This window comes from Pseudomonas vranovensis DSM 16006, assembly GCF_000425805.1.
GTDB classification, from domain to species: Bacteria; Pseudomonadota; Gammaproteobacteria; order Pseudomonadales; family Pseudomonadaceae; genus Aquipseudomonas; species Aquipseudomonas vranovensis.
In genome coordinates, this window is sequence record NZ_AUED01000004.1 from 85,483 (window position 1) to 110,629 (window position 25,147).

The window sequence follows — 25,147 nt, forward strand, 5'->3', positions numbered from 1 at the left end:
GGGGCGCCTCTGGACAACAGAGGTGCCTGCAGGGCGCGTTTGCATTTGTAGCTTCTATAATTTCATCTGCGAGGAGGACCACTATGGGCGTGACCAATCGGTTAGCCTGCTACTCCGACCCCGCTGACCACTATTCTCATCGGGTGCGCATCGTTCTCGCCGAGAAGGGTGTCAGCGTCGAGATCATCAATGTTGATCCCGGTCGACTGCCCCCCAAGCTGGTCGAAGTAAACCCCTATGGCGGCGTACCGACCCTGGTCGATCGCGACCTGGCGCTGTACGAGTCGACGGTCGTGATGGAATACCTTGACGAGCGTTACCCGCATCCGCCGTTGCTGCCGGTCTATCCGGTGGCGCGCGCCAACAGTCGGCTGTTGATCCACCGCATCCAGCGCGACTGGTGCGCACTGGTTGACTTGATTCTCGATCCGCGCAGCAAGGAAGCCGCCCGTGTGCAGGCCCGCAAGGAACTGCGCGAGAGCCTGACCGGCGTGTCGCCATTGTTTGCCGACAAGCCTTGTTTCCTCAGTGAGGAGCAAAGTCTGGTCGATTGTTGTCTACTGCCCATACTCTGGCGTTTGCCGGTGTTGGGTATTGAACTGCCGCGGCCGGCCAAGCCGTTGCTCGATTACATGGAGCGACAGTTTGCCCGTGAGGCTTTCCAGACGAGCCTGTCCGCTGCTGAACGTGAAATGCGCTAGGTTTTAAGGAGCTGTCGATGAACTCCAGTCGCCCCTATTTGGTACGTGCACTCTATGAGTGGATCGTGGACAACGACTGCACCCCACATATGCTGGTCAATGCCGAGTACCCGGCGGTACAGGTACCCCAGAACTTCGCCAGCGACGGCCAGATCGTCCTGAACATCTCACCCAATGCCGTACGTCATCTGCACATGGATAACGACGCTGTGAGCTTCGAGGGGCGCTTTGGCGGGGTAGCCCATACCCTGTTCGTGCCTGCCGGTGCGATTCTTGGCATCTACGCCCGGGAAAACGGCCAGGGCATGGTCTTCGAGCTGGAGCCGCCGGTGCTTGAGGATGATGAGTACGAAGACGACGAAACCATCGAGCCGGACGACGACGGCCCGCCGGGTGGCCAGCCGCCTCGGCCGTCCGGGCGCCCAAGCCTGAAGGTTGTGAAGTAATAAAAAAGGCGATCCATATGGATCGCCTTTTTTGTGTGCGTCGGTTGGATTACAGGTCGCTGATGGTGCGTACCTGGTCCTTGTTCACACGGGTCACTTTGCCGTCCAGTTGCTCGAACTCGTAGAAGCCGGAGCTGCGCTCGAAGCGAGGGGCATCGACTGCCTGGAATTCGCGGCCATCGTTGAGGGTGATCAGGCTGGGGGTGGAGCAGCCGGCCAGGGTGGCGAGGGCGCCGATCAGTAAGGTCGACAGCAGGCCGTTTTTCATGGGTACTTCCTAGTTGGATCGCGGGACAGGCCGGCCCCCGGGGGAGTCGGCTTGCCCCTCGATGAGTTGACAGATCAGTCGATGTACTCGAACAGCTTGACGATTTTCTGCACGCCCGACACGCCCTGCACCAGGTTGGTGGCACGAGTGGCTTCCTGCTGGGTCAGCAGGCCGAGCATGTAGACGATGCCGTTTTCGGTGATGACCTTGATCCGTGAGCCGGGGATGCTGTTGTCGGTCAGCATCTGGGTCTTGATCTTGGTGGTCAGCCAGGCGTCGTTATTGCGCGCCAGGATCGAGGAGGGGGGCAGTACCTGCAACTCGTTGTGAACCTTCTTCACCCGCTGGACCTGGCCTGCAGCCTGTTCTGCCAGGCTCTTGAGGTCGGCGCGCGGGGTTTGCCCGGCAAGCAGGACAATGCCGTTGTAGCTGCTGACCACGATATGCGAATTCTTGTCCAGGTCAGGGCTGGCCTTGGCGACGTTGACGGCAACCTTGGTTTCGATCAGCGAGTCATCGATCTTGCTGCCGAAGGTGCGGGTGCCGCGATCGTCCTCGATCGGGGTGTCGCGGGTGGCGGTGAGGACCGAACTGCAGCCGGTCAGGCTCAGGCACAGGGTCAGGGCCATCAGGCCGAGGCGGTTAGGGGTCATTCTTCACTCCCGAACAATTGGCTGTCGATCAGGTCGCAGAGGCAGTGGATCGCCAGCAGGTGGACTTCCTGGATACGTGCGGTGACGTTGGCCGGTACGCGGATCTCGACGTCTTCGGGCAGCAGGAGGGAGGCCATGCCGCCACCGTCGCGCCCGGTCAGAGCTACGACAATCATTTCGCGATCATGTGCGGCCTGGATCGCCTGAATAATGTTTGCCGAGTTACCGCTGGTCGAAATAGCCAGCAACACATCCCCTGGTTGGCCCAGGGCGCGGATCTGCTTGGAGAAGATTTCGTTGTAGCTGTAGTCGTTGGCGATCGAGGTGATGGTCGAGCTGTCGGTGGTCAGGGCGATGGCGGGCAGGCTTGGGCGCTCGCGCTCGAAGCGGTTGAGCAGCTCGGAGGAGAAGTGTTGGGCGTCGCCGGCCGATCCGCCATTGCCGCAAGCGAGCATTTTGCCTTCGTTGAGCAGGGCATTGACCATGACCTGACTGGCCTGCTCGATGTGCGGTGCAAGGACTTCCATCGCCTGTTGCTTGGTGTGGATGCTGGCCTGGAAAAGCTGGCGAATTCGAGATTGCATGTCCATCAGTGAGACCTTAAGTAGGGCGGCTGGTCGGGCGTGTCGGGAGTCTACAGAAAGGGTCCCGGCACATGACTGTGCAGCCCGCGAAGCAAAGAGCAAAAATGTTATAGGGGTAAAGGTGCAGGGGCGGGCTCAGCTTTCGATGGCATTTTTCAGCCATTGAAGTGCCTGGCCCGAGTGGCCTCTGCCTTGCACGGCGATTACATCGAAACGGCAGGGATGGTTGGCCCAGCGTGTTTCTGTTTGCAGAAAAGTCTCGGCGGCTAGCACCAGCTTGTCCTGCTTGCGCCCGTCGATACTGCCGAGCGCTCCGCCAAAGTCCGCATGCAATCGATAGCGGACCTCGACGAATACTACTGTATCGCTGTCGAGCATGACCAGATCAAGCTCGCCGCGTTTGCATCGCCAGTTCTGCGCCAGCAGGCGCAGGCCTTGCCCTTGAAGGTATTCAAGGGCATGCCGTTCGGCGGCCTGGCCTGCGTGTCGGGGTGAACTGTCGGGCATCAGCGTGGGGTATCGGGCAGGCGCTTGATCTGGCCGCCAGAGAATTCGGCCCATGGCAACTGACGCTCGATACGCTGGTTCGGGTTCATGCTCAGGCTGCCGGAGAAGCCTTCGATGCGGTTGTCCGGCAGCGCCTTGAGCTGGCCCAGGCGTGGCGCCAGGCTGTAGGCGTCGATACCCATGGCATACAGGCGGCCAAGGCTGCCGGCGGCCTGTGGCCACTGGCTGACGACCTGCTGGCGCAGGGTGTTGTTGGTGTCGAGCAGCCATGGGGTTTCGCAGAAGCGAATGCCGTTCATGTCGTTGTACTGGTTGACGTCGCCAGTGGCGCTGTACAAGTGCGAGGTGGCATACACCGGGACGTCGCCCGCGTACTGGAAGTTCAGGGTCGGTTTGATTTGCTGGCCTTGCTGCGGGGTGGCGGCCAGGAAGATGAAATCGATGTCCTGACGGCGCGACGGCTGGGCCGAGACTGCGCCGCCGACAGTATTCTGCAGGCTCTTGGCGCGGCCTTCGCTCTGGCGCAGTTGGAACAGGTCGGCGATCTGCTGGGCCAGGGCCACAGGCTGATCGATGTGCTCGGCTGCGAGCAGGGTGCCACCCTTGGCTTCCCAGTCCTGGCGGAACGCTTTGAGGACGCGGTCGCCCCATTCGCCACGCGGTACCAGGGCTACTGCGCGGACCATGCCGTCGGCGTGCGCGCGACGCGATACTTCGCGGGCTTCGTCTTCAGCGGCCAGGCCGAACTGGAACAGCTGGGGCGGGCTGCTCTGGCCGGCGTCGCTATAGTTCAGGGCCAGGGTGGTGATTGGCAGTTGCGGGTAGGCAGCGAGCTTCTTCACCAACGGCTTTTCCAGGGGGCCGACCACCAGTTGCACGCCAGCGGCCTGGGCCTGGCGGTAGAAATCATCCAGGGAGGTCAGGCGCGAGCTGTCGAATACTTCAATGGTTGGCGGCTTCTGTCCGGCCTGCTGGGCCTGGAAGTGTGCAGCCATGAAGCCGTCACGCAGGGCGCGGGCAACACCGGCCAGTTGGCCTTCCTGGGGCAGCAGCAGGGCAATTTTGTTCAGCGGCTGGCTGGCCAGCTCCTTGAGCTTGACCAGTGGCAGCGGCAGTTGCAGTGCCGCCGGATGATCGGGGTGCTGGCTGCGCCAGGTGTCGATCGCAGCCTGCTGTTGCTCCAGGGTGCCGGCGCTTTTCACGGCCAGGGCCAGACTGGCCCAGCCCGCCAGGGTGTCGGTGCCGGTGCTGACGCTTTGCAGTTGTTCGCTGGGCAGTGCGGCGACCAGGTTCCAGATCGCATCCTGGTTGCTGCTGGCCGCGTTGCCGCTGAGCAGGGGAGCGAGCTCCACGCGCACCTTGGCGGCTTCGAGGGGTTGGCCGTTGGCTTCCAGGACGCTGGCTTGGACGCTGCGGGTGCGTACTTGCTGGTCTTCTGGCAGTTCGCCCAGGCGTGCCATGCTCGGGTGGCTCAGGGCCGTGAGCGCTGCCTTGGGCTGGTTGCGGCTCATGGCCAGTTCGGCGCTCAGGGTGCTGGCAAAAATCTGCTGGGCGGGTTTGAGTTGATCGACGGGAACCTGCTCAAGAATACGTGCAGCTTGAACGTTGTCTTTTTGTCGGTAAGCCAGGTCGGCGGCGCTCAGGCGCAGCAAGGCGGCTTGTTCCGGTGTCTTGCTGGTGGCGGCCTGTTCAAGCAGTTGCTCGATGCTGGCGTCCGGGGTGCGTGGCAGTTCGCCAAGGCTCGACGAAGGCGAACTGGCGCAGGCTGCCAGCAGGGCGGCGAGGCAAAGGGCTGTGAACAGCCGCAGGCAAGCGATCATGTAAGGGTCCTGTTACTCGATCAAATTAACTGGCAATTGTACCCAAGCACTGGCCGGGGCGCGATCTTGCTGGCGTGAATCCTTCAATATAGGTCGTGCAGCGCACTGCAGCGACATTGTCGGTGACGCATTGTTACCGGCAGTCGGGCTACAATGGCGGTTTGATCTAGATGACAGGTGTGTGTTGTGACTGAAGTTCCAGGGGCTACCCATTCCACTGCTGGCACGCTTTACGTGGTGGCCACGCCTATTGGCAACCTGGATGACATGAGCGCTCGAGCGCTGAAGGTGCTCGGTGACGTCGCGCTGATTGCCGCCGAGGACACGCGTCACTCCATTCGCCTGTTGCAGCATTTTGGTATCAATACACCACTGGCAGCCTGCCATGAGCACAACGAGCGCGATGAAGGCAGTCGCTTTCTGACCCGCTTGCTGGCGGGTGACAACGTTGCGTTGATCTCCGATGCGGGTACGCCGCTGATCTCTGACCCGGGCTACCACCTGGTGCGTCAGGCGCGAGCGGCGGGAATCCAGGTTGTGCCGGTGCCGGGGGCGTGTGCATTGATTGCGGCGTTGTCGGCGGCGGGCCTGCCATCCGATCGCTTCATTTTTGAGGGGTTTCTGCCGGCCAAGGCAGTAGGGCGCAAGGCGCGCTTGAGTCAGGTGAAGGAAGAGCCGCGCACACTGATCTTCTATGAGGCACCGCACCGAATTCTGGAATGCTTGCAGGACATGGAAGAAGTCTTCGGTGCCGAGCGCCCGGCCTTGCTGGCGCGCGAGCTGACCAAGACCTTCGAGACACTCAAAGGATTACCGCTGGGTGAGTTGCGTGCGTTCGTCGAGGCCGACAGTAACCAGCAGCGTGGCGAGTGCGTGGTGTTGGTGTCTGGTTGGAGTGCGCCGGAAGATGAGCAGGCAGTCAGCAGCGAGGCGATGCGAGTGCTTGATTTGCTCTTGGCAGAGATGCCACTCAAGCGCGCGGCGGCACTGGCTGCGGAAATTACCGGTGTGCGCAAGAATGTCTTGTACCAGGTTGCGCTGGAAAAACAGAAAAGCCGCTAGTGGCACTGTGATATTAATTGTTTTATCGCTTGTTCTTGGCGGCCTCTACCGTTAACCTTTGCGGCGGAGAGTCGATTGGACAGTCGCTGCCTTCTTTTGTTTCGCAAAAGAGGGGGGAGGAAAGTCCGGGCTCCATAGGGCAGAGTGCCAGGTAATGCCTGGGGGGCGCGAGCCTACGGAAAGTGCCACAGAAAACAACCGCCTAAGCACTTCGGTGCCGGTAAGGGTGAAAAGGTGCGGTAAGAGCGCACCGCGCGACTGGTAACAGTTCGTGGCTAGGTAAACCCCACTCGGAGCAAGACCAAATAGGGTTCCATATGGCGCGGCCCGCGTTGGAACCGGGTAGGTTGCTAAAGGCGTCCAGTGATGGCCGTCGTAGAGGAATGACTGTCCTCGACAGAACCCGGCTTACAGATCGACTCTCCACCTTTTTCCCCTCCTGCTTGAATCGATAGCAGATGCGTCTTCGTAATACCGAAAAAATCTTACTCTTAATAAATTACTTTAACTTCGGACTCTATCCGTCTGAGTGAGTTTGATTTTTTGCGTCTCAGATTTCTCTGATTTCATCTTTCATCTTCCCCTACCGCGCTAAATCTCCGATCTGTAAGGGATTTCCTTATAAGCGTGCCTTGACGGTGTGGTAGGCGGATTCCTATAGTGTGCGCAAGTGGCAGGAAGTGGCATAAAGTGGGTTTTCTGGCACAAAAATGCTAACAAATGGGGAATCGAAGCCGTGTTCCGCGGAGCCAACGCTATCAACCTCGACGCAAAGGGCCGTCTCGCAATGCCGAGCCGGTACCGTGACGAGCTCGATTCGCGTAGTTCCGGGCAGTTGATCGTGACGATTGATGCGGTAGATCCCTGCTTGTGTGTGTACCCGCTCGATGAGTGGGAACTGATTGAAGCCAAGTTGCGCGCCTTGCCGTCATTGCGTGAAGAGAACCGTCGCCTGCAGCGTTTGCTGATCGGCAATGCGGTGGATCTGGAGCTTGATGGCAGTGGGCGTTTCCTGGTGCCTCCGCGTTTGCGCGAATACGCCAAGCTCGACAAGAAGGCGATGCTGGTGGGGCAACTGAACAAATTTCAGCTGTGGGACGAGGATGCCTGGAACGCGGTTTCGGCAGCCGACCTTGCAGCTATCCAACAACCGGGCGCCATGCCTGACGAATTGCGTGATTTGATCCTGTGACTATAGATAGCGGCTTTAACCACATCACCGTACTGCTTGACGAAGCCGTCGAGGCTCTCGCCGTACGCGCCGATGGCTGCTATCTGGATGGCACCTTCGGTCGCGGCGGCCACAGCCGCTTGATCCTCAGCAAGCTCGGTCCGCAAGGACGGCTCCTGGGTTTTGACAAAGATCCTCAAGCGATTGCCACCGGGCAAGCGCTGGCGGCCGAAGACGGCCGCTTTGTCATTGTGCAGCGCAGTTTTGCCGAGCTGGGTGCCGAAGTGGCCGAGCGCGGTATTGCCGGCAAGGTCAGCGGCATCCTGCTTGACCTGGGCGTTTCCTCGCCACAGCTTGATGACCCTGAGCGCGGCTTCAGCTTCCTCAATGACGGCCCGCTGGACATGCGCATGGATCCTTCGCGCGGTGTCAGCGCTGCCGAATTCATCGCCAATGCGCCGGAAGAAGAAATCGCCCGGGTATTCAAGGAGTACGGTGAGGAGCGTTTTGCCAAGCGCATGGCCCGTGCCGTGGTGCTGCGCCGTGAGACCGAGCCTTTCACCCGCACCGCAGACCTTGCCGAAGTGCTCAAGGTGGCCAACCCAGCCTGGGAGAAGGGCAAGAACCCGGCCACCCGTGCGTTCCAGGGCCTGCGCATTCACGTCAACAATGAACTGGGTGATCTGGAAGCCGGTCTTGAAGCAGCGCTCGAGGCACTTGAAGTCGGCGGCCGCCTGGTCGTGATCAGCTTCCACTCGCTGGAAGACCGCATCGTCAAACTGTTCATGCGCAAGCTGGTCAAGGGTGAGGCCGATAACCTGCCGCGTAACTTGCCCGTGCAGCACAAGCATTTCGAGCCGAAGATCAAGGTTCACGGCAAGGCGCAGTTCGCCTCCGAGGCCGAGCTCAAGGCCAATCCACGTTCGCGCAGTGCCGTCATGCGCGTTGCCGAGAAATTGCGGTGAGTCGCTTGTTCGCCAAGCCTTTGCCAGGCGGAAGCTTCCTGATGCTTCTGCTGTTCATCGCCGTGCTCGTTTCTTCGGTGGCGGTGTCCTACAGCGCGCATTGGAACCGTCAGTTGCTCAACACCCTCTACGGCGAACTCAGCGAGCGCGACAAGGCGCAAGCCGAGTGGGGCCGGCTGATTCTTGAGCAGAGCACCTGGACAGCCCACAGCCGTATCGAAAACCTGGCCAGCGAACAGCTGAAAATGCGCATTCCGGCGGCCGATGAAGTACGGATGGTGGCGCCATGATGAAACTTGAAGGCGCACTCTACCCCTGGCGGTTTCGCGTGGTCATCGGCCTGCTGGCCTTGATGGTCGGTGCGATCGCCTGGCGCATCATCGACCTGCAGGTGGTCGATCGTGACTTCCTCAAGGGCCAGGGCGACGCTCGCAGCCTGCGTCATATCCCGATTCCTGCGCACCGGGGCCTGATCACCGACCGTAACGGCGAACCGCTGGCGGTGAGTACGCCGGTCACCACCCTGTGGGCCAACCCCAAGGAAATGCAGGCCTACAAGGATCGCTGGCCGGCACTGGCCGCAGCGCTCAAGCAGAACCCGCAACAGCTCTCCCAGCGCCTGGAACAGCAGGCCGGCAAGGAATTCATCTATCTGGTCCGGGGCCTGACCCCAGAGCAGGGTCAGGTGATCCTCGATTTGAAAATTCCCGGCGTCTACGGCATCGAGGAGTTTCGTCGTTTCTACCCGGCCGGCGATGTGGCTGCGCACATGGTCGGCTTTACCGACCTTGACGATCATGGTCGGGAAGGGGTCGAACTGGCCTACGATGAGTGGCTTGCCGGCGTGCCGGGCAAGCGACAGGTCATCAAGGACCGGCGTGGCCGGCTGATCAAAGACATCCAGGTAACCAAAAACGCCAAGGCCGGAAAGACCTTGGCGTTGTCCATCGACCTTCGCCTGCAATACCTGGCGACCCGCGAGCTGCGCAATGCAATCGCCGAGCAGGAAGCCAAGGCGGGCAGCCTGGTGATCCTGGACGTGAAGACCGGCGAAGTCCTGGCCATGGTCAACCAGCCGACCTACAACCCGAACAACCGTCGCAGCATGTTCCCGGCCGCCATGCGCAACCGGGCAATCATTGACGTGTTCGAGCCAGGCTCCACGGTCAAGCCGCTGTCGATGAGTGCCGCCCTGCAAAGCGGACGCTGGAAGCCGACCGACAAGGTAGAGGTCTATCCGGGCACCTTGCAGTTGGGGCGCTATACCATTCGCGACGTTTCCAGAAGCGAAGGTCCGGTCCTCGACCTGACCGGCATCCTGATCAACTCCAGTAACGTCGGCATGAGCAAAATTGCCTTCGATATCGGTGGCGAGTCCATCTACCGCGTAATGTCCCAGCTGGGGCTGGGACAGTACACCGGCCTGGGTTTCCCGGGTGAGCGGGTGGGTAACCTGCCCAACCACCGCGAGTGGCGCAAGGCTGAAACCGCGACCCTGTCCTACGGCTACGGCCTGTCGGTGACCGCGCTGCAACTGGTGCATGCCTACGCCGCGCTGGCCAACGACGGCAAGATGGTGCCGCTGAGTATTCTCAAGGTCGACAAGACGCCGGAGTCCACGCAAGTGGTGCCGGTGGAAGTGGCCAAGACCATCCAAGGCATGGTCCAGCAAGTCATCGAAGCGCCGCGCGGGGTGTTCCGTGCGCAGGTGCCGTTCTATCACGTAGGTGGCAAGAGTGGTACAGCGCGCAAGGCCACTATCGGCTCCAAGGGCTACACCGAGAACTCTTATCGTTCGCTGTTCGCAGGCTTCGGCCCGATGAGCGACCCGCGCTATGCGGTGGTGGTGGTCATTGACGAGCCGAGCAAAGGCGGCTATTTCGGCGGCCTGGTCTCTGCCCCGGTCTTCAGTAAAGTCATGTCTGGCACGTTGCGCCTGATGAACATTCCGCCGGACAACCTGCCGCCGGCGACACCACCGCAGCAGGTCAATGCTGCGCCCGCCAAGGGAGGGCGCGGTTAATGACAATGCCTCTGAGCAAGCTTTTCGCCCAGGCCAGCCGGGATCCGTTGATCCGCGAGCTGACGCTGGACAGCCGCAACATCCGTCCGGGCGACCTGTTCCTGGCGGTACCGGGTGCGCGCGTCGATGGCCGCGAACATATTGCCGACGCGCTCAAGCGTGGAGCGGCTGCTGTCGCCTATGAAGCCGAAGGCGCCACCGTGTTGCCGATCACTGAAGCGCCGCTGATCCCGGTCAAGGGCCTGATTGCCCAGCTGTCGGATATCGCCGGGCGGTTTTACGGCGAGCCTAGCCGTCAGCTGAATCTGATTGGCGTCACCGGTACCAATGGCAAGACCAGCGTCACCCAACTGGTGGCCCAGGCCCTGGACAAGCTCGGTCAGCACTGCGGCCTGATTGGCACGCTCGGCACCGGCTTCTATGGCGAGCTGCAAAGTGGCCGCCTGACCACGCCGGACCCGATTGCCGTCCAGGCCACACTCAACGACCTCAAGAAAGGTGGCGCCAAGGCAGTTGCCATGGAAGTCTCCTCTCATGCCCTGGATCAAGGCCGGGTTGCAGCGCTGGAGTTTGATATCGCAGTGATGACCAACCTGTCACGCGATCACCTGGATTACCACGGCAGCATGCAGGCTTACGAAGACGCCAAGGCGCGGCTGTTCGCCTGGCCAAACCTGCGTTGCCGTGTGGTCAACCTGGATGACGACTTCGGTCGTCGCCTTGCCGATGCGGATGCCGAATCGCGCTTGATCAGCTACAGCCTAATTGACAGTGCTGCTTCGCTCTACTGCCGCGAAGCGCATTTTGACGATGACGGTGTTCGCGCCGTGATCGTGACTGCCCAGGGTGAACGCACCTTGCGCAGCCGGCTGCTGGGTCGCTTCAACCTGAGCAACATGCTGGCGGCAGTCGGCACCTTGCTGGCGCTCGACTACGCGCTGGACGAAATACTCAAGGTCACGCCAACCCTGGAAGGACCTATCGGGCGTATGCAGCGCCTGGGTGGCGGCGGCAAGCCGCTGGTGGTAGTCGACTATGCCCATACCCCGGATGCGCTGGAGCAGGTCCTCCAGGCGCTGCGTCCGCACGCCAAGGGGCAATTGCTGTGCCTGTTCGGCTGTGGCGGCGACCGCGATCGCGGCAAGCGCCCATTAATGGCCGAAGTGGCCGAGCGCCTGGCTGACCGCGTGCTGGTCACTGACGACAACCCTCGTACCGAGGACCCCCAGCGGATCTTTGCCGACATTCGTCCTGGTTTTGCCAAGGCCGATGCTGTCGAGTTCGTTGCCGGTCGCGGCGCAGCCATTGCCCAGCTGATTGCCAGCGCCGCTGTCGACGATGTGATCGTCCTGGCGGGCAAGGGGCATGAGGATTACCAGGAAATCAACGGTGAGCGTCACGACTTCTCCGATCTGGTTGAGGCCGAGAAAGCACTCGCGCTGTGGGAGACGCCCCATGCTTAAGCCATTGACCCTCAGCCAGTTGACCGCGCCCTTGCAGGGCCGCCTGGTGGGTGGCGATGCAACCTTTACCGGGGTAAGCATCGACAGCCGCGCAGTCGTTGCCGGGCAACTCTTTGTAGCCCTGGCCGGGCCTCGTTTCGACGGTCATGACTACCTGAACGACGTACAGGCCAAAGGTGCTGTCGCAGCCTTGGTCGAGCGTGAAGTGCCGGGCAGCGACCTGCCTCAGTTGCTGGTCGCCGATACCCGCTTGGCCTTGGGCCGGTTGGGTGCCTTGAACCGTGCCGCTTTCGACAAGCCAGTGGCTGCTATCACCGGCTCCAGCGGCAAGACCACCGTCAAGGAAATGCTGGCCAGCATTCTGCGCACCCGTGGTTCGGTCCTGGCCACTCGTGGCAACTTGAACAATGACCTCGGTGCGCCGCTGACCCTGCTTGAACTCGCCCCGGAGCATACTGCCGCGGTCATCGAACTGGGTGCTTCGCGTATTGGCGAAATTGCCTATACCGTCGGGCTGACCAAGCCTCAGGTAGCGTTGATCAACAATGCAGGCACGGCTCATGTCGGCGAGTTCGGCGGGCCAGAGAAAATTGTCGAAGCCAAGGGCGAGATCCTCGAAAGTCTGGGCCAGGACGGTGTCGCGGTGTTGAACCTTGATGACAAGGCTTTCGATACCTGGAAAAAACGCGCCGGCAACCACCGTGTGGTGACGTTCGCATTGACCAATGGCGCCGCAGATTTCCACGCCGGCACTGTCACCCGTGATGAGCGAGGCTGCCCGGCGTTCGATCTGCGTAGCCCCGTGGGCACAGCGCGGGTCCAGCTCAATTTGCTCGGTACTCATAACGTCAGCAATGCCTTGGCCGCCGCCGCTGCCGCACACGCGTTCGGTGTATCGCTGGAGGAAACCGCCGAGGGGCTGAATGCCGTGCAACCGGTCAAGGGCCGCACCGTGGTGCAGATGGCTGCCAACGGTGTGCGGGTTATCGATGACACCTACAACGCAAACCCCACCTCTATGTGCGCTGCCGTTGATATACTCGCCGGCTTTTCCGGCCGCACCGTTCTGGTGCTCGGGGATATTGGCGAATTGGGCCAGTGGGCCGAGGAAGGGCATCGGCAGGTAGGCAACTACGCCAAAGACAAGGTTTCGGCCTTGTATGCCGTGGGGCCGAACATGGCTCACGCGGTCGCAGCGTTCGGTGCCAATGCCCGACATTTCGCTAATCAAGCTGACCTGATCGACGCCGTTTGCGCCGCCGAGCAGGCCACTAACACCACTATTTTGATCAAGGGTTCGCGCAGCGCTGCGATGGAGAACGTCGTGGCGGCTTTGTGCGGTTCCAGCGGGGAGAAACATTAATGCTGCTGCTGCTGGCTGAGTATCTGCAACAGTTCTACAAAGGCTTCGCGGTCTTTCAGTACCTGTCCCTGCGCGGGATCCTGGGCGTACTGACCGCGTTGTCGCTGGCCCTTTGGTTGGGCCCCTGGATGATTCGTACCCTGCAGATTCGCCAGATCGGTCAAGCGGTTCGCAATGACGGCCCGCAATCGCACCTGTCCAAATCCGGCACCCCGACCATGGGTGGCGCCCTGATTCTCTCGGCCATCGGTATCAGCACCTTGCTGTGGGCCGACCTGACCAACCGCTATGTGTGGGTGGTACTGGTCGTCACCTTGCTGTTCGGTGCGATCGGCTGGGTCGATGACTACCGCAAGGTGATCGAGAAGAACTCGCGTGGCCTGCCGAGCCGCTGGAAGTATTTCTGGCAGTCGGTGTTCGGCCTCGGCGCTGCGGTTTTCCTGTACATGACTGCGCCAAGCAGCGTGGAAACCACCCTGATCGTACCGATGCTCAAGGATCTCACCATCCCGCTGGGTGCCGGTTTCGTGGTGCTGACCTATTTCGTGATTGTCGGTTCGAGCAATGCGGTCAACCTGACTGACGGCCTCGACGGCCTGGCGATCATGCCGACGGTGATGGTGGGCGGCGCTCTGGGCATTTTCTGCTACCTGTCGGGCAACGTGAAATTTGCCGAATACTTGCTGATTCCCTACGTACCGGGCGCAGGCGAGCTGATTGTGTTCTGCGGCGCGCTGATCGGTGCCGGCCTGGGCTTCCTGTGGTTCAACACCTACCCGGCCCAGGTGTTCATGGGCGACGTCGGTGCCCTGGCACTGGGTGCTGCACTGGGCACCATTGCCGTCATCGTTCGCCAGGAAATCGTCCTGTTCATCATGGGCGGTGTGTTCGTGATGGAGACCCTGTCGGTGGTGATCCAGGTGGCCTCTTTCAAGTTGACCGGCCGTCGAGTGTTCCGCATGGCCCCGATCCACCACCACTTTGAACTCAAGGGTTGGCCCGAGCCTCGGGTGATCGTCCGCTTCTGGATTATCACCGTGATTCTGGTGCTGATCGGCCTTGCCACCCTGAAACTGAGGTAGAAACGCGTGTCATTGATCGCTTCTGACCACTTCCGCATCGTTGTCGGCCTCGGCAAGAGCGGCATGTCCCTGGTTCGCTTCCTGGCGAACCGGGGCATTGCCTTTGCGGTCGCCGACACCCGTGAGGCCCCTCCGGAACTGGAAACCCTGCGCCGTGATTACCCGCAGGTGGAAGTGCGCTGTGGCGAGCTGGATGTCGAATTTCTCTGCCGTGCCGACGAACTGTATGTGAGCCCCGGCCTGGCCCTGGCCACCCCGGCGCTGCAACAGGCGGCTGCCCGTGGCGTGAAGCTGTCTGGTGATATCGAACTGTTCGCGCGCAACGCCAAGGCACCGATCATTGCCATCAGTGGCTCGAATGCGAAAAGCACCGTTACCACCCTGGTAGGCGAGATGGCCGCTGCGGCAGGCAAACGTGTGGCTGTCGGCGGCAACCTCGGCACCCCGGCACTGGACCTGCTCAGTGACGACGTCGAGTTGTACGTGATGGAGCTGTCCAGCTTCCAGCTGGAAACCACCGACCAGCTCAATGCTGAAGTGGCTACCGTGCTCAATGTCAGCGAAGACCATATGGACCGCTACAGCGGTCTGCCGGCCTATCACCTGGCCAAGCACCGAATCTTCCGGGGGGCTCGCCAAGTGGTGGTCAACCGTCAGGACGCCCTCAGCCGTCCGCTGCTGGCCGAAGGCCAACCGGTCTGGACCTTCGGTCTGAATGCGCCCGACTTCAAGGCCTTCGGCCTGCGTGAAGAACAGGGTGAAAAGTACCTGGCGTTCGAGTTCCAGAACCTGATGCCGGTACGCGAATTGAAAATCCGCGGTGCACACAACCAGTCCAACGCCCTGGCGGCACTGGCACTTGGGCACGCGGTCGGCCTGCCGATGGATGCCATGCTCTCCAGCCTGCGCACCTTCGCCGGCCTTGCCCATCGTTGCCAATGGGTTCGCGAGCGCAACGGCGTGAACTGGTACGACGATTCCAAGGCCACCAACGTCGGTGCAGCCCTGGCCGCGATCGAAGGCCTGGGTGCCGATATCGACGGCAAACTGGTGCTGATCGCCGGTGGCGATGGCAAAGGCGCCGATTTCAGCGCCCTGCGTGCCCCGGTGGCGGCACATTGCCGTGCCGTGGTGTTACTGGGGCGCGACGCCGAGCGTCTGGCCGAGGCACTGGGCGACAGCGTGCCGCTGATCCGTGTCGCGACCCTGGACGAAGCCGTTCAGCAGTGCGCCGAACAGGCCCAGCCGGGCGACGCGGTGCTGTTGTCGCCAGCCTGTGCCAGCCTCGACATGTTCAAGAACTTTGAAGAGCGTGGGCGCCTGTTCGCCCAGGCCGTAGGAGGGCTGGCATGATCTTCGGCATCATCAAGCCCTATCCGTCGCCGCTGATCAGCGGCCGTGGCATCGACCTCGATTTCGCCATGCTCGCCGGTTGCCTGGCACTGCTGGGCCTTGGCCTGGTGATGATTACTTCGGCCTCCTCGGAAGTGGCTGCGGCGCAGTCGGGTAACCCGCTGTATCACATGTTCCGTCACCTGGTGTACGTGGCCATCGGTGTCTTCGCCTGCATCGTCACCATGATGGTGCCGATCGCGACCTGGCAGAAAATGGGCTTCACCATGCTGGTCGGCGCGTTTGGCCTGCTGGTACTGGTGCTGGTGCCGGGCATCGGTCGCGAAGTGAACGGTTCGATGCGCTGGATCGGCTTCAGCTTCTTCAACGTGCAGCCCTCGGAGATCGCCAAGGTGTTCGTGGTGATCTACCTCGCTGGCTACCTGGTGCGTCGCCAGCAGGAAGTGCGCGAGAGCTGGATGGGCTTTTTCAAGCCGTTCATCGTCTTGCTGCCAATGGCTGGCCTGCTGCTGATGGAGCCGGACTTCGGTGCCACGGTCGTGATGATGGGTGCGGCGGCGGCCATGCTGTTTCTGGGAGGGGTCGGGTTGTTCCGCTTCAGCCTGATGGTGGTGCTGGCAGTGGGGGCGGTGTTCGTCCTGGTCCAGGCCCAGCCCTATCGGATGGCGCGCCTGATTACCTTTACCGATCCCTGGTCGGATCAGTTCGGTTCCGGCTATCAATTGACCCAGGCGCTGATTGCCTTCGGTCGTGGCGAATGGCTTGGCGTCGGTCTGGGCAACAGTGTGCAGAAGCAGTTCTACCTGCCTGAAGCGCATACCGACTTCGTGTTCTCGGTACTGGCCGAGGAGCTGGGCGTGATCGGTTCGCTGGTCACCGTGGCGCTGTTCGTGTTCGTCACCGTGCGCGCCTTGTACATCGGCCTGTGGGCCGAGAAAGCCAAGCAGTACTTTGCTGCCTACATGGCCTTCGGCCTGGCCTTCCTGTGGATCGGCCAGTTCCTGATCAACATCGGCGTAAACGTCGGTCTGCTGCCGACCAAGGGTCTGACCCTGCCATTCCTGAGCTACGGGGGCAGTTCGCTGGTGATCTGCTGTGCCTGTGTAGGTTTGCTGCTGCGGATCGAGTGGGAGAGTCGAACCCACCTGGGCAGCGAAGAGCATGAGTTTGATGAAAGCGATTTTGCCGAGGAGACCAATCATGGCCGCTGACGGCAAGAACGTACTGATCATGGCGGGCGGTACCGGGGGGCACGTGTTCCCGGCCCTGGCCTGCGCCCGTGAATTCCAGGCGCGCGGCTACAGCGTGCACTGGCTGGGCACCCCCCGCGGCATCGAAAACGAGTTGGTGCCCCAGGCTGGTCTGCCCCTGCACCTGATCAACGTCACTGGCCTGCGGGGCAAGGGCAAGCTGTCGCTGCTCAAGGCGCCGTTCACCCTGGTCAAGGCCGTACTGCAGGCCCGTCGCATCATTCGCCAACTCAAGCCGGTCTGTGTGGTCGGTTTTGGTGGTTATGTGACAGGGCCTGGCGGCGTTGCCGCAAGGCTATGCGGTGTGCCTGTAGTGGTACACGAGCAGAACGCCCGCGCCGGTACCGCCAATCGGCTGCTGGTGCCTTTGGCCGGCCGAGTCTGCGAAGCTTTCCCCGGCACTTTCAGTGCATCGGACAAACTGCGTACCACCGGCAACCCGGTGCGCAGTGAACTGTTCATGGATACCCCGCGTGAACCACTGGGCACGCGCCAGCCACGCCTGCTGGTACTGGGCGGAAGCCTGGGCGCGGAACCTTTGAACAAATTGCTGCCCCAAGCCCTGGCCCAAGTGCCTGTGGACATTCGTCCCCAGGTGTTCCACCAGGCCGGCAAGCAGCACGACCAGATTACCGCCGAGCGCTACCGCGAGGCTGGAGTCGAGGCTCAGGTAGAGCCGTTTATCAAGGACATGGCCCAAGCCTATGGCTGGGCCGATCTGGTGGTCTGCCGCGCCGGCGCGCTGACCGTCAGTGAGCTGGCTGCGGCCGGCTTGCCATCGATGCTGGTGCCCTTGCCCCATGCCATCGACGATCACCAGACCCACAACGCCCATTATCTGGCCCGTGAAGGCGCTGCCTTCCTGATGCCACAAGCGACAACCGGCGCAGCGGAACTCGCTGAACGCCTGAACGAGGTGCTGATGCAACCGGAAAAACTCACCACCATGGCCGCCACTGCCCGGCGCCTGGCAAAACCTGCGGCCACCCGCACCGTGGTCGATATCTGTCTGGAGGTGGCCCATGGTTGAAAGTCAGAAAGCCATGCCACAACCGGAAATGCGCCGTATCCGCCGCATCCACTTCGTCGGTATCGGCGGTGTGGGCATGTGCGGGATCGCCGAAGTGCTGCTGAACCTGGGTTACCAGGTGTCGGGCTCCGACCTCAAGACCTCGGCGGTCACCGAGCGCCTGGAATCCTTCGGTGCGCAGATCTTCATCGGCCACCGTGCCGAGAACGCCGCCAGCGCCGATGTACTGGTGGTCTCCAGCGCTATCAATACCGCCAACCCGGAAGTTGCCACCGCACTGGAGCGTCGTATCCCCGTGGTGCCGCGCGCCGAAATGCTCGCCGAGCTGATGCGCTACCGCCACGGTATCGCCGTGGCCGGTACCCATGGCAAGACCACCACCACCAGCCTGTTGGCCTCGGTGTTCGCTGCCGGTGGCCTGGACCCGACTTTCGTGATCGGTGGCCGGCTGAATGCAGCAGGCACCAATGCCCAGCTTGGCACCAGCCGCTACCTGATCGCCGAAGCAGATGAAAGCGATGCCAGCTTCCTGCACCTGCAGCCGATGGTCGCAGTCGTCACCAATATCGACGCCGACCACATGGCCACCTATGAAGGCGACTTCAACAAGCTGAAGAAGACTTTTGTCGAGTTCCTGCACAACCTGCCGTTCTACGGCCTGGCCGTGATGTGCCTGGACGACCCGGTGGTGCGCGAGATCCTGCCCCTGGTCAAGCGTCCTGCCGTTACTTATGGCTTCAGCGAAGAAGCCGACGTGCGTGCGATCAATGTTCGTCAGTCGGGCATGCAGACCCACTTCACCGTGTTGCGTCGCGACCGCGAGCCGCTGGATGTGTCGGTCAACATGCCGGGCAATCACAACGTGCTCAACGCGTTGGCGACCATCGCCATCGCGACCGACGAGGGCATCAGCGATGAAGCCATCGTCCAGGGCCTCTCGGGGTTCCAGGGGGTAGGGCGGCGCTTCCAGGTCTACGGCGAACTGCCGGTGGACGGTGGCAGCGTGATGCTGGTCGACGATTACGGCCACCATCCGACCGAAGTGGCCGCGGTGATCAAGGCTGTGCGCGGTGGCTGGCCAGAGCGTCGCCTGGTGATGGTCTACCAGCCGCACCGCTACAGCCGTACACGCGATCTGTATGACGATTTCGTCCAGGTCCTGGCCGATGCCAACGTGTTGCTGCTGATGGAGGTCTACCCGGCCGGCGAAGAGCCGATCCCCGGTGCCGACAGCCGTCAGCTGTGCCACAGCATCCGTCAGCGCGGTCAGCTCGACCCGATCTACATCGAGCGCGGCATCGAGCTGGCGCCGCTGGTCAAGCCATTGCTGCGCGCAGGCGACATCCTGCTGTGCCAGGGCGCCGGTGATATCGGTGGCCTGGCCCCGCAACTTATCAAAAGTCCGTTGTTCGCTGGTGCAGTGACCAGTCAGGGGAAGTCGAAATGACTGTGAACCAATACGACAAGCTGCATTCGACCATTCCCGTGAAAGACTTCGGTCGCGTAGCCGTGCTCTACGGCGGCAAGAGCGCCGAGCGTGAGGTTTCGCTGAAGTCCGGCGCTGCGGTCATCGAAGCATTGACCAGTGCCGGTGTCGATGTTGTTGCCATCGATGTCGGTGACGACCTGCTGCAGCGCCTGCTCGACGAGAAGATCGACCGCGCCTTCATCATCCTCCACGGCCGTGGCGGTGAAGACGGCAGCATGCAGGGGCTGCTCGAGTGTCTGGGCATCCCTTACACCGGTAGCGGCATCCTCGCCTCGGCACTTGCCATGGACAAACTGCGCACCAAGCAGGTGTGGCAGAGCCTGGGCATTCCGACCCCGCGTCACGCCGTGCTGGGCAGCGAATCCGACTGTATTTCCGCGGGCACGGAACTGGGCTTCCCTTTGATCGTCAAACCGGCCCATGAAGGTTCCAGTATCGGTATGGCGAAAGTGACCAGCGTCGACGAATTGATCGCCGCCTGGAAAGACGCCGCCACCTACGATTCGCAAGTATTGGTCGAACAATGGATTCACGGTCCGGAGTTCACTATCGCGACCTTGCGTGGGCAGGTATTGCCTCCCATCGCGCTGGGCACCCCCCATACGTTCTACGACTATGACGCCAAGTACCTGGCATCCGATACCCAGTACCGGATTCCATGCGGCTTGAGCGCTGAAAAAGAGCAGGAACTGATCGACCTCACCGCCCGTGCCTGCGACGCCGTTGGTATTGCTGGCTGGGGCCGGTTGGACGTGATGCAGGACGAGCAGGGGCGTTTCTGGCTGCTCGAAGTCAACACCGCACCAGGCATGACTGATCACAGCCTGGTCCCCATGGCGGCACGCGCGGCCGGCCTCGACTTCCAGCAATTGGTGCTGGCAATCCTGGCGGCAAGCGTCGAGGCGCGAGGTTAAGCCCATGCAAGGCGCGATGTTACGTCATCAGCAACCCGCCACCGGCCGTAGCAAGCCGGTGCCGCGCGGTGCCAGCCGGATGGTGGCCAAGGAGCCACTGTCGGCGCGCCTGCCCAAGGCCAACTTCAGCGTCTTCAAGCGTCTGCTGTGGCCCGTGCTGCTGGTGGTCGCAGGTTTTGCAGCCTACGAAGGTGCGCAACGCCTGATGCCCTATGCCGACCGGCCGATCACCAAGATCGCCGTGCAGGGGGATCTGACCTATATCAGCCAACAAGCGGTGCAGCAGCGAATCGCCCCGTTTGTGGCGGCCAGCTTCTTCACCGTCGACCTGGCCAGCATGCGCGCAGAACTGGAGCAGATGCCCTGGATCGCCCATGCCGAAGTGCGACGGGTGTGGCCAGACGAAGTGGTGATCCGCCTGGAAGAACAGTTGCCGGTGGCGCGCTGGGGTGAGGAGGCCTTGTTGAACAACCAGGGCCAGGCGTTCACCCCGCGCGAGCTGGCCAACTATGAGCACCTGCCGCAGCTGTTCGGCCCGCAGCGGGCGCAGCAACAAGTGATGCAGCAGTATCAGGTACTGAGCCAGATGTTGCGGCCAATGGGCTTTTCGATTGCCCGGCTGGAGGTGCGTGAGCGCGGCAGCTGGTTCCTGACCACGGGTGCCGGCAGCACGGGGCCTGGTGTCGAACTGCTGTTGGGACGCGATCATCTGGTGGAAAAGATGCGCCGTTTCATTGCCATTTACGACAAGACACTCAAAGAACAGATCACGAACATCGCCCGCATCGATCTGCGCTACGCCAACGGCCTGGCCGTTGGCTGGCGGGAAACGATTGCACCGACGACGGCCCAACCCGCCGTTGCGAAGAATTAGAGAGAGGCAGGACCATGGCAAATGCGCATAGCGGCAAAATGATCGTCGGGCTGGATATCGGCACCTCCAAGGTAGTGGCGCTGGTAGGCGAAGTAGCCGCCGACGGCACCCTGGAAATCGTCGGTATCGGCACCCACCCGTCACGCGGGCTGAAGAAGGGCGTGGTGGTCAATATCGAGTCGACCGTGCAGTCGATCCAGCGCGCGGTGGAAGAAGCCCAGCTGATGGCAGGCTGCCGGATCCACTCCGCCTTCGTGGGTGTCGCCGGCAATCACATCCGTAGCTTGAACTCCCACGGCATCGTCGCCATTCGCGACCGTGAAGTCAGCGCTGCCGACCTCGAGCGTGTGCTGGACGCCGCCCAGGCCGTGGCCATTCCGGCCGACCAGCGGGTGCTGCACACCCTGCCGCAGGACTACGTGATTGACAACCAGGAAGGCGTGCGCGAGCCACTGGGGATGTCGGGCGTGCGTCTGGAAGCCAAGGTCCACGTGGTGACCTGTGCCGTCAATGCCGCGCAGAACATCGAGAAGTGCGTACGCCGCTGCGGCCTGGAAATCGACGACATCATCCTCGAGCAACTGGCCTCGGCCTACTCGGTGCTGACCGATGACGAGAAAGAGCTGGGCGTGTGCCTGGTGGATATTGGCGGCGGTACCACCGACATTGCCATCTTCACCGAAGGCGCCATTCGCCACACCGCCGTGATCCCGATTGCCGGTGATCAGGTGACCAACGACATTGCCATGGCCCTGCGCACCCCGACCCAGTACGCCGAAGAGATCAAGATTCGCTACGCCTGCGCCCTGGCCAAGCTGGCCGGTGCTGGCGAAACCATCAAGGTGCCGAGTGTCGGCGATCGTCCACCGCGCGAGCTGTCGCGCCAGGCCCTGGCCGAGGTGGTCGAGCCGCGTTACGACGAGTTGTTCACCCTGATCCAGGCCGAACTGCGCCGTAGTGGCTACGAGGACCTGGTGCCAGCCGGCATCGTCCTGACCGGCGGTACCTCGAAGATGGAAGGTGCAGTAGAACTGGCCGAAGAGATTTTCCACATGCCGGTACGCCTGGGCGTACCGCATAGCGTTCGGGGCCTGAGCGACGTCGTGCGCAACCCGATTTATTCCACCGGTGTGGGCCTTCTGACCTACGGCCTGCAAAAGCAGTCCGACGGCGTGAGCCTGACCGGCAACAGCAGCAACAACTATGGCGATGAACCCAAGGCACCAGCGTTCGAGCGTTTCACTCGCTGGGTCAAAGGCAACTTTTAAAAGTTTCAAAGCAGTAGTAGTAGGCGCAAAAACTAGAGAACTGTAAGGAGAGGGAAAATGTTCGAGCTCGTAGACAACGTCCCGCAAAGTCCGGTCATCAAAGTGATCGGCGTCGGTGGCGGCGGTGGCAACGCCGTCAATCACATGGTCAAGAGCAACATCGAAGGCGTCGAGTTCATCTGCGCCAACACCGATGCTCAGGCGCTGAAAAACATCGGCGCGCGCACCATCCTGCAGCTGGGCACCGGCGTGACCAAGGGCCTGGGTGCTGGCGCCAATCCGGAAGTCGGTCGTCAGGCCGCCCTGGAAGACCGCGAGCGCATCGCCGAAGTGCTGCAGGGCACCAACATGGTGTTCATCACCACCGGCATGGGTGGCGGTACCGGTACCGGTGCTGCACCGATCATCGCCGAAGTGGCGAAGGAACTGGGCATCCTCACCGTTGCGGTGGTGACCCGTCCGTTCCCGTTCGAGGGCCGCAAGCGCATGCAGATCGCCGATGAGGGCATCCGCGCGCTGGCAGAGAGCGTTGACTCGCTGATCACCATTCCGAACGAGAAGCTGCTGACCATCCTGGGCAAGGACGCAAGCCTGCTGTCCGCTTTCGCCAAGGCTGACGACGTACTGGCCGGTGCCGTTCGCGGTATCTCCGACATCATCAAGCGTCCGGGCATGATCAACGTCGACTTCGCCGACGTTCGTACCGTGATGAGCGAAATGGGCATGGCCATGATGGGCACTGGCTGCGCCAGCGGTCCGAACCGTGCGCGTGAAGCGACCGAGGCAGCCATCCGCAACCCGCTGCTCGAAGACGTCAACCTGCAGGGCGCTCGCGGCATCCTGGTCAACATCACCGCAGGTCCTGACCTGTCGCTGGGTGAGTACTCGGACGTCGGTAGCATCATCGAAGCCTTCGCTTCCGATCACGCCATGGTCAAGGTCGGTACTGTTATCGATCCGGACATGCGTGACGAGTTGCACGTGACCGTGGTTGCCACGGGCCTGGGCGCGAAGATCGAGAAGCCGGTCAAGGTCATCGACAACACCATGCAGACTGTCGCGATGCAGACCGCAGCCCCTGCGCCTGTACGCCAGGAGCAACCGTCGGTGAACTACCGTGACCTGGAGCGCCCGACTGTAATGCGCAACCAGGCCCACGCCGGTGCAGCCGCCGCTGCCAAGCTCAATCCGCAAGACGATCTGGATTACCTGGATATTCCAGCGTTCCTGCGTCGTCAGGCCGATTGATGAAATTTATCAGGAGTATAAGGGTGATTGGTGTTCAGCAAAGGCCGGGTCTGGTATTATCCCCAGCCTTTGTTGATACCAGTTCGCAATTTGCGCTGAAGCGGCCAATGCCATGATTAAACAACGCACCCTGAAAAATATTATCCGTGCCACAGGTGTCGGCCTGCACTCCGGGGAAAAGGTTTACCTGACCCTCAAACCCGCACCTGTGGATACCGGCATCGTATTTCGCCGTGCCGACCTCGACCCCGTGGTGGAAATTCCTGCCCGCGCGGCGAATGTCGGCGAGACGACCATGTCGACGACTCTGGTCAATGGCGATACCAAGGTAGACACGGTGGAGCACTTGCTCTCGGCCATGGCTGGCCTGGGCATCGATAACGCCTACGTCGAGCTCTCCGCGTCCGAAGTGCCGATCATGGACGGTAGCGCTGGGCCCTTTGTATTCCTGATTCAATCTGCCGGCCTGGAAGAACAGGACGCAGCCAAGAAATTCATCCGCATCCTGCGCGAAGTGACAGTGGAAGACGGCGACAAGCGCGCTACTTTCCTGCCGTTCGACGGATTCAAGGTGAGTTTCGAGATCGATTTCGATCACCCGGTGTTCCGTAACCGGACCCAAAGTGCCAGCGTGGACTTTTCCAGCACCTCGTTCGTGAAGGAAGTCAGCCGCGCCCGGACCTTTGGGTTCATGAGCGATATCGAGTACCTGCGCAAGCACAACCTCGCGCTCGGCGGCAGCGTGGAAAACGCCATTGTGGTCGACAAGGACGGCGTGCTCAATGAAGACGGCCTTCGTTACGAAGACGAATTCGTCAAGCACAAGATCCTCGACGCCATCGGCGATCTTTACCTGCTGGGCAACAGCCTGATCGGCGAGTTCAAGGGCTACAAGTCCGGGCACGCGCTGAACAACCAGCTGCTGCGCAAGCTGATCGAGGAAACTGACGCCTGGGAAGTGGTGACATTCGAAGATGCCAGTACGGCACCGATCTCTTACATGCGTCCGGTCGCGGCAGTGTAAGTTCGAGCACTCTCTCTAGTGATTAAGGCCACCTTCGGGTGGCCTTTTTTATGCCCGCGCCTACCGTCAGTCGTCGGCAGTGTTCTTGTCGCGCGCATGACTGGCCAGGCGCTCCAGCGCCGCCCGCAGTTTCGGATCACTGATGCCTTCAGCGGTGGCCTGGATGCTTTCGGCGGCACGGGTGGACAGGTCGGCGGTGTGCCCCACAGCGCGGCTCTGGGTGGTCGGCGGTTGGACCTTGAACAGGATGCGGGTCAGGCTTGCGAACGCATCAAGCGTCTGCAACTGGCGTTGCAGGCGTTTTTGCTGGTAGCGCAGGCGGGTGGCCCAGTGGCCGTCGGTGACAATCAGCAGCAGCGTGCCTTCGCGCCAGGAGGCGATATGGCAGTGTTCGCGGGCAGCCGGTTGCAATTGGCTGTCGAGCAGCTTTTGCAGTTGCGCCAGGCGCTGGGCCTGGCTGAACAGGGCTTTGAGCGGCCGTGCTTCGCGCAGCAGAACTGCTGGGGCGCGTGCAGGCAAGGGGCGAAAAGCCATGGGGGTACACCTGAAGTTACAGAACAGGCATCTTATCAGATCCCCCGGCAAGCGC

25 protein-coding genes and 1 other RNA gene are annotated in these 25,147 nt (G+C 61.7%); 20 read left to right on the forward strand and 6 right to left on the reverse strand.

All coding sequences use genetic code 11. The features are described 5' to 3' along the window. Positions 1-83: 83 nt before the first annotated feature. Together H621_RS0110080 and H621_RS0110085 are read left to right on the forward strand one after the other, a co-directional pair. Complete coding sequence (locus H621_RS0110080; protein WP_028943275.1) at positions 84-701, forward strand: glutathione S-transferase N-terminal domain-containing protein; 618 nt, start codon at positions 84-86, stop codon at positions 699-701. Between the two features lie 17 nt (positions 702-718). Then, positions 719-1,147: a ClpXP protease specificity-enhancing factor gene (locus H621_RS0110085; protein ID WP_028943276.1), complete on the forward strand. Its 429-nt coding sequence runs from the start codon at positions 719-721 to the stop codon at positions 1,145-1,147. A gap of 49 nt (positions 1,148-1,196) precedes the next feature. Here the strand turns inward: H621_RS0110085 and H621_RS0110090 are convergent, their stop codons facing one another. From H621_RS0110090 to H621_RS0110110, 5 genes are all read right to left on the reverse strand, one after another. Then, the gene (locus H621_RS0110090) at positions 1,197-1,415 is read right to left on the reverse strand and encodes a YgdI/YgdR family lipoprotein (protein WP_028943277.1); all 219 of its coding nucleotides are present in this window, start codon (positions 1,413-1,415) and stop codon (positions 1,197-1,199) included. Between the two features lie 74 nt (positions 1,416-1,489). Continuing rightward, positions 1,490-2,068: a BON domain-containing protein gene (locus H621_RS0110095; RefSeq protein WP_028943278.1), complete on the reverse strand. Its 579-nt coding sequence runs from the start codon at positions 2,066-2,068 to the stop codon at positions 1,490-1,492. Beyond that, entirely contained in the window at positions 2,065-2,658 is a 594-nt protein-coding gene (locus H621_RS0110100; protein ID WP_028943279.1) for a phosphoheptose isomerase, read from the reverse strand. Before H621_RS0110100 ends, H621_RS0110095 begins: the two co-directional genes overlap by 4 nt. Positions 2,659-2,787: 129 nt before the next feature. Further along, positions 2,788-3,159: a YraN family protein gene (locus H621_RS0110105; RefSeq protein ID WP_028943280.1), complete on the reverse strand. Its 372-nt coding sequence runs from the start codon at positions 3,157-3,159 to the stop codon at positions 2,788-2,790. Further along, positions 3,159-4,979, reverse strand: coding sequence for a penicillin-binding protein activator (locus H621_RS0110110; RefSeq protein ID WP_028943281.1), 1,821 nt, complete (start codon positions 4,977-4,979; stop codon positions 3,159-3,161). The genes H621_RS0110105 and H621_RS0110110 overlap by 1 nt, the downstream gene beginning before the upstream one ends. A 186-nt stretch (positions 4,980-5,165) precedes the next feature. Here H621_RS0110110 and rsmI point away from each other — a divergent pair, with 186 nt between their 5' ends. From rsmI to lpxC, 18 genes are all read left to right on the forward strand, one after another. Beyond that, positions 5,166-6,041, forward strand: a complete 876-nt coding sequence (gene rsmI / locus H621_RS0110115; RefSeq protein ID WP_028943282.1) for a 16S rRNA (cytidine(1402)-2'-O)-methyltransferase — start codon at positions 5,166-5,168, stop codon at positions 6,039-6,041. 67 nt (positions 6,042-6,108) lie between these two features. After that, positions 6,109-6,468, forward strand: an RNA gene (rnpB, locus tag H621_RS27755) — RNase P RNA component class A. Positions 6,469-6,777: 309 nt separating this feature from the next. Further along, positions 6,778-7,233, forward strand: coding sequence for a division/cell wall cluster transcriptional repressor MraZ (mraZ, locus tag H621_RS0110120; RefSeq protein WP_010220775.1), 456 nt, complete (start codon positions 6,778-6,780; stop codon positions 7,231-7,233). Next, on the forward strand, positions 7,230-8,177 hold the full coding sequence (rsmH, locus tag H621_RS0110125; RefSeq protein ID WP_028943283.1) for a 16S rRNA (cytosine(1402)-N(4))-methyltransferase RsmH: 948 nt from the start codon (positions 7,230-7,232) through the stop codon (positions 8,175-8,177). Before mraZ ends, rsmH begins: the two co-directional genes overlap by 4 nt. Further along, entirely contained in the window at positions 8,174-8,467 is a 294-nt protein-coding gene (gene ftsL, locus H621_RS0110130; protein ID WP_028943284.1) for a cell division protein FtsL, read from the forward strand. Before rsmH ends, ftsL begins: the two co-directional genes overlap by 4 nt. Next, complete coding sequence (locus H621_RS0110135; protein ID WP_167332103.1) at positions 8,467-10,200, forward strand: peptidoglycan D,D-transpeptidase FtsI family protein; 1,734 nt, start codon at positions 8,467-8,469, stop codon at positions 10,198-10,200. The genes ftsL and H621_RS0110135 overlap by 1 nt, the downstream gene beginning before the upstream one ends. Next, positions 10,200-11,663, forward strand: coding sequence for a UDP-N-acetylmuramoyl-L-alanyl-D-glutamate--2,6-diaminopimelate ligase (locus H621_RS0110140; RefSeq protein ID WP_028943286.1), 1,464 nt, complete (start codon positions 10,200-10,202; stop codon positions 11,661-11,663). The genes H621_RS0110135 and H621_RS0110140 overlap by 1 nt, the downstream gene beginning before the upstream one ends. Then, positions 11,656-13,026: a UDP-N-acetylmuramoyl-tripeptide--D-alanyl-D-alanine ligase gene (locus H621_RS0110145; protein WP_028943287.1), complete on the forward strand. Its 1,371-nt coding sequence runs from the start codon at positions 11,656-11,658 to the stop codon at positions 13,024-13,026. Before H621_RS0110140 ends, H621_RS0110145 begins: the two co-directional genes overlap by 8 nt. Continuing rightward, positions 13,026-14,108, forward strand: coding sequence for a phospho-N-acetylmuramoyl-pentapeptide-transferase (gene mraY, locus H621_RS0110150; protein WP_028943288.1), 1,083 nt, complete (start codon positions 13,026-13,028; stop codon positions 14,106-14,108). The genes H621_RS0110145 and mraY overlap by 1 nt, the downstream gene beginning before the upstream one ends. A gap of 6 nt (positions 14,109-14,114) precedes the next feature. Next, on the forward strand, positions 14,115-15,461 hold the full coding sequence (gene murD, locus H621_RS0110155; protein WP_028943289.1) for a UDP-N-acetylmuramoyl-L-alanine--D-glutamate ligase: 1,347 nt from the start codon (positions 14,115-14,117) through the stop codon (positions 15,459-15,461). Continuing rightward, positions 15,458-16,672 carry a putative lipid II flippase FtsW gene (ftsW, locus tag H621_RS0110160; protein ID WP_028943290.1) on the forward strand — a complete coding sequence of 405 codons (1,215 nt, stop codon included), beginning with the start codon at positions 15,458-15,460 and terminating at the stop codon, positions 16,670-16,672. The genes murD and ftsW overlap by 4 nt, the downstream gene beginning before the upstream one ends. Beyond that, positions 16,662-17,741 carry an undecaprenyldiphospho-muramoylpentapeptide beta-N-acetylglucosaminyltransferase gene (gene murG, locus H621_RS0110165; RefSeq protein WP_028943291.1) on the forward strand — a complete coding sequence of 360 codons (1,080 nt, stop codon included), beginning with the start codon at positions 16,662-16,664 and terminating at the stop codon, positions 17,739-17,741. Before ftsW ends, murG begins: the two co-directional genes overlap by 11 nt. Then, the gene (gene murC, locus H621_RS0110170) at positions 17,734-19,188 is read left to right on the forward strand and encodes a UDP-N-acetylmuramate--L-alanine ligase (protein ID WP_028943292.1); all 1,455 of its coding nucleotides are present in this window, start codon (positions 17,734-17,736) and stop codon (positions 19,186-19,188) included. The genes murG and murC overlap by 8 nt, the downstream gene beginning before the upstream one ends. Beyond that, on the forward strand, positions 19,185-20,144 hold the full coding sequence (locus H621_RS0110175) for a D-alanine--D-alanine ligase (RefSeq protein WP_028943293.1): 960 nt from the start codon (positions 19,185-19,187) through the stop codon (positions 20,142-20,144). The genes murC and H621_RS0110175 overlap by 4 nt, the downstream gene beginning before the upstream one ends. 4 nt (positions 20,145-20,148) lie before the next feature. Then, a complete protein-coding gene (locus tag H621_RS0110180; RefSeq protein WP_028943294.1) occupies positions 20,149-21,018 on the forward strand; it encodes a cell division protein FtsQ/DivIB in 870 nt (289 codons plus the stop codon). Between the two features lie 14 nt (positions 21,019-21,032). Then, entirely contained in the window at positions 21,033-22,286 is a 1,254-nt protein-coding gene (ftsA, locus tag H621_RS0110185) for a cell division protein FtsA (RefSeq protein ID WP_028943295.1), read from the forward strand. Between the two features lie 57 nt (positions 22,287-22,343). Beyond that, positions 22,344-23,534 carry a cell division protein FtsZ gene (gene ftsZ, locus H621_RS0110190; RefSeq protein WP_028943296.1) on the forward strand — a complete coding sequence of 397 codons (1,191 nt, stop codon included), beginning with the start codon at positions 22,344-22,346 and terminating at the stop codon, positions 23,532-23,534. Between the two features lie 112 nt (positions 23,535-23,646). Further along, positions 23,647-24,558: a UDP-3-O-acyl-N-acetylglucosamine deacetylase gene (gene lpxC, locus H621_RS0110195; RefSeq protein WP_028943297.1), complete on the forward strand. Its 912-nt coding sequence runs from the start codon at positions 23,647-23,649 to the stop codon at positions 24,556-24,558. Between the two features lie 66 nt (positions 24,559-24,624). On the opposite strand, the gene H621_RS0110200 is transcribed toward lpxC, so the two are convergent. Next, positions 24,625-25,092 (reverse strand): DUF721 domain-containing protein, encoded by a 468-nt coding sequence (locus H621_RS0110200; RefSeq protein ID WP_028943298.1) that lies wholly within the window; start codon positions 25,090-25,092, stop codon positions 24,625-24,627. Positions 25,093-25,147 lie beyond the last annotated feature (55 nt).

Excerpts from the sequence above, each read along its gene's own strand:
- H621_RS0110135 (WP_167332103.1), top strand. The coding sequence starts at position 8,467 with ATGAAACTTGAAGGCGCACTCTACCCCTGGCGGTTTCGCGTGGTCATC.
- murG (WP_028943291.1), top strand. The coding sequence starts at position 16,662 with ATGGCCGCTGACGGCAAGAACGTACTGATCATGGCGGGCGGTACCGGG.
- ftsZ (WP_028943296.1), top strand. The coding sequence starts at position 22,344 with ATGTTCGAGCTCGTAGACAACGTCCCGCAAAGTCCGGTCATCAAAGTG.
- ftsA (WP_028943295.1), top strand. The coding sequence starts at position 21,033 with ATGGCAAATGCGCATAGCGGCAAAATGATCGTCGGGCTGGATATCGGC.
- H621_RS0110100 (WP_028943279.1), bottom strand. The coding sequence starts at position 2,658 with ATGGACATGCAATCTCGAATTCGCCAGCTTTTCCAGGCCAGCATCCAC.
- H621_RS0110200 (WP_028943298.1), bottom strand. The coding sequence starts at position 25,092 with ATGGCTTTTCGCCCCTTGCCTGCACGCGCCCCAGCAGTTCTGCTGCGC.
- H621_RS0110175 (WP_028943293.1), top strand. The coding sequence starts at position 19,185 with ATGACTGTGAACCAATACGACAAGCTGCATTCGACCATTCCCGTGAAA.
- H621_RS0110085 (WP_028943276.1), top strand. The coding sequence starts at position 719 with ATGAACTCCAGTCGCCCCTATTTGGTACGTGCACTCTATGAGTGGATC.
- H621_RS0110110 (WP_028943281.1), bottom strand. The coding sequence starts at position 4,979 with ATGATCGCTTGCCTGCGGCTGTTCACAGCCCTTTGCCTCGCCGCCCTG.
- H621_RS0110090 (WP_028943277.1), bottom strand. The coding sequence starts at position 1,415 with ATGAAAAACGGCCTGCTGTCGACCTTACTGATCGGCGCCCTCGCCACC.
- H621_RS0110145 (WP_028943287.1), top strand. The coding sequence starts at position 11,656 with ATGCTTAAGCCATTGACCCTCAGCCAGTTGACCGCGCCCTTGCAGGGC.
- H621_RS0110080 (WP_028943275.1), top strand. The coding sequence starts at position 84 with ATGGGCGTGACCAATCGGTTAGCCTGCTACTCCGACCCCGCTGACCAC.
- H621_RS0110140 (WP_028943286.1), top strand. The coding sequence starts at position 10,200 with ATGACAATGCCTCTGAGCAAGCTTTTCGCCCAGGCCAGCCGGGATCCG.
- H621_RS0110180 (WP_028943294.1), top strand. The coding sequence starts at position 20,149 with ATGCAAGGCGCGATGTTACGTCATCAGCAACCCGCCACCGGCCGTAGC.
- mraY (WP_028943288.1), top strand. The coding sequence starts at position 13,026 with ATGCTGCTGCTGCTGGCTGAGTATCTGCAACAGTTCTACAAAGGCTTC.
- ftsW (WP_028943290.1), top strand. The coding sequence starts at position 15,458 with ATGATCTTCGGCATCATCAAGCCCTATCCGTCGCCGCTGATCAGCGGC.
- murC (WP_028943292.1), top strand. The coding sequence starts at position 17,734 with ATGGTTGAAAGTCAGAAAGCCATGCCACAACCGGAAATGCGCCGTATC.
- H621_RS0110105 (WP_028943280.1), bottom strand. The coding sequence starts at position 3,159 with ATGCCCGACAGTTCACCCCGACACGCAGGCCAGGCCGCCGAACGGCAT.
- H621_RS0110095 (WP_028943278.1), bottom strand. The coding sequence starts at position 2,068 with ATGACCCCTAACCGCCTCGGCCTGATGGCCCTGACCCTGTGCCTGAGC.
- lpxC (WP_028943297.1), top strand. The coding sequence starts at position 23,647 with ATGATTAAACAACGCACCCTGAAAAATATTATCCGTGCCACAGGTGTC.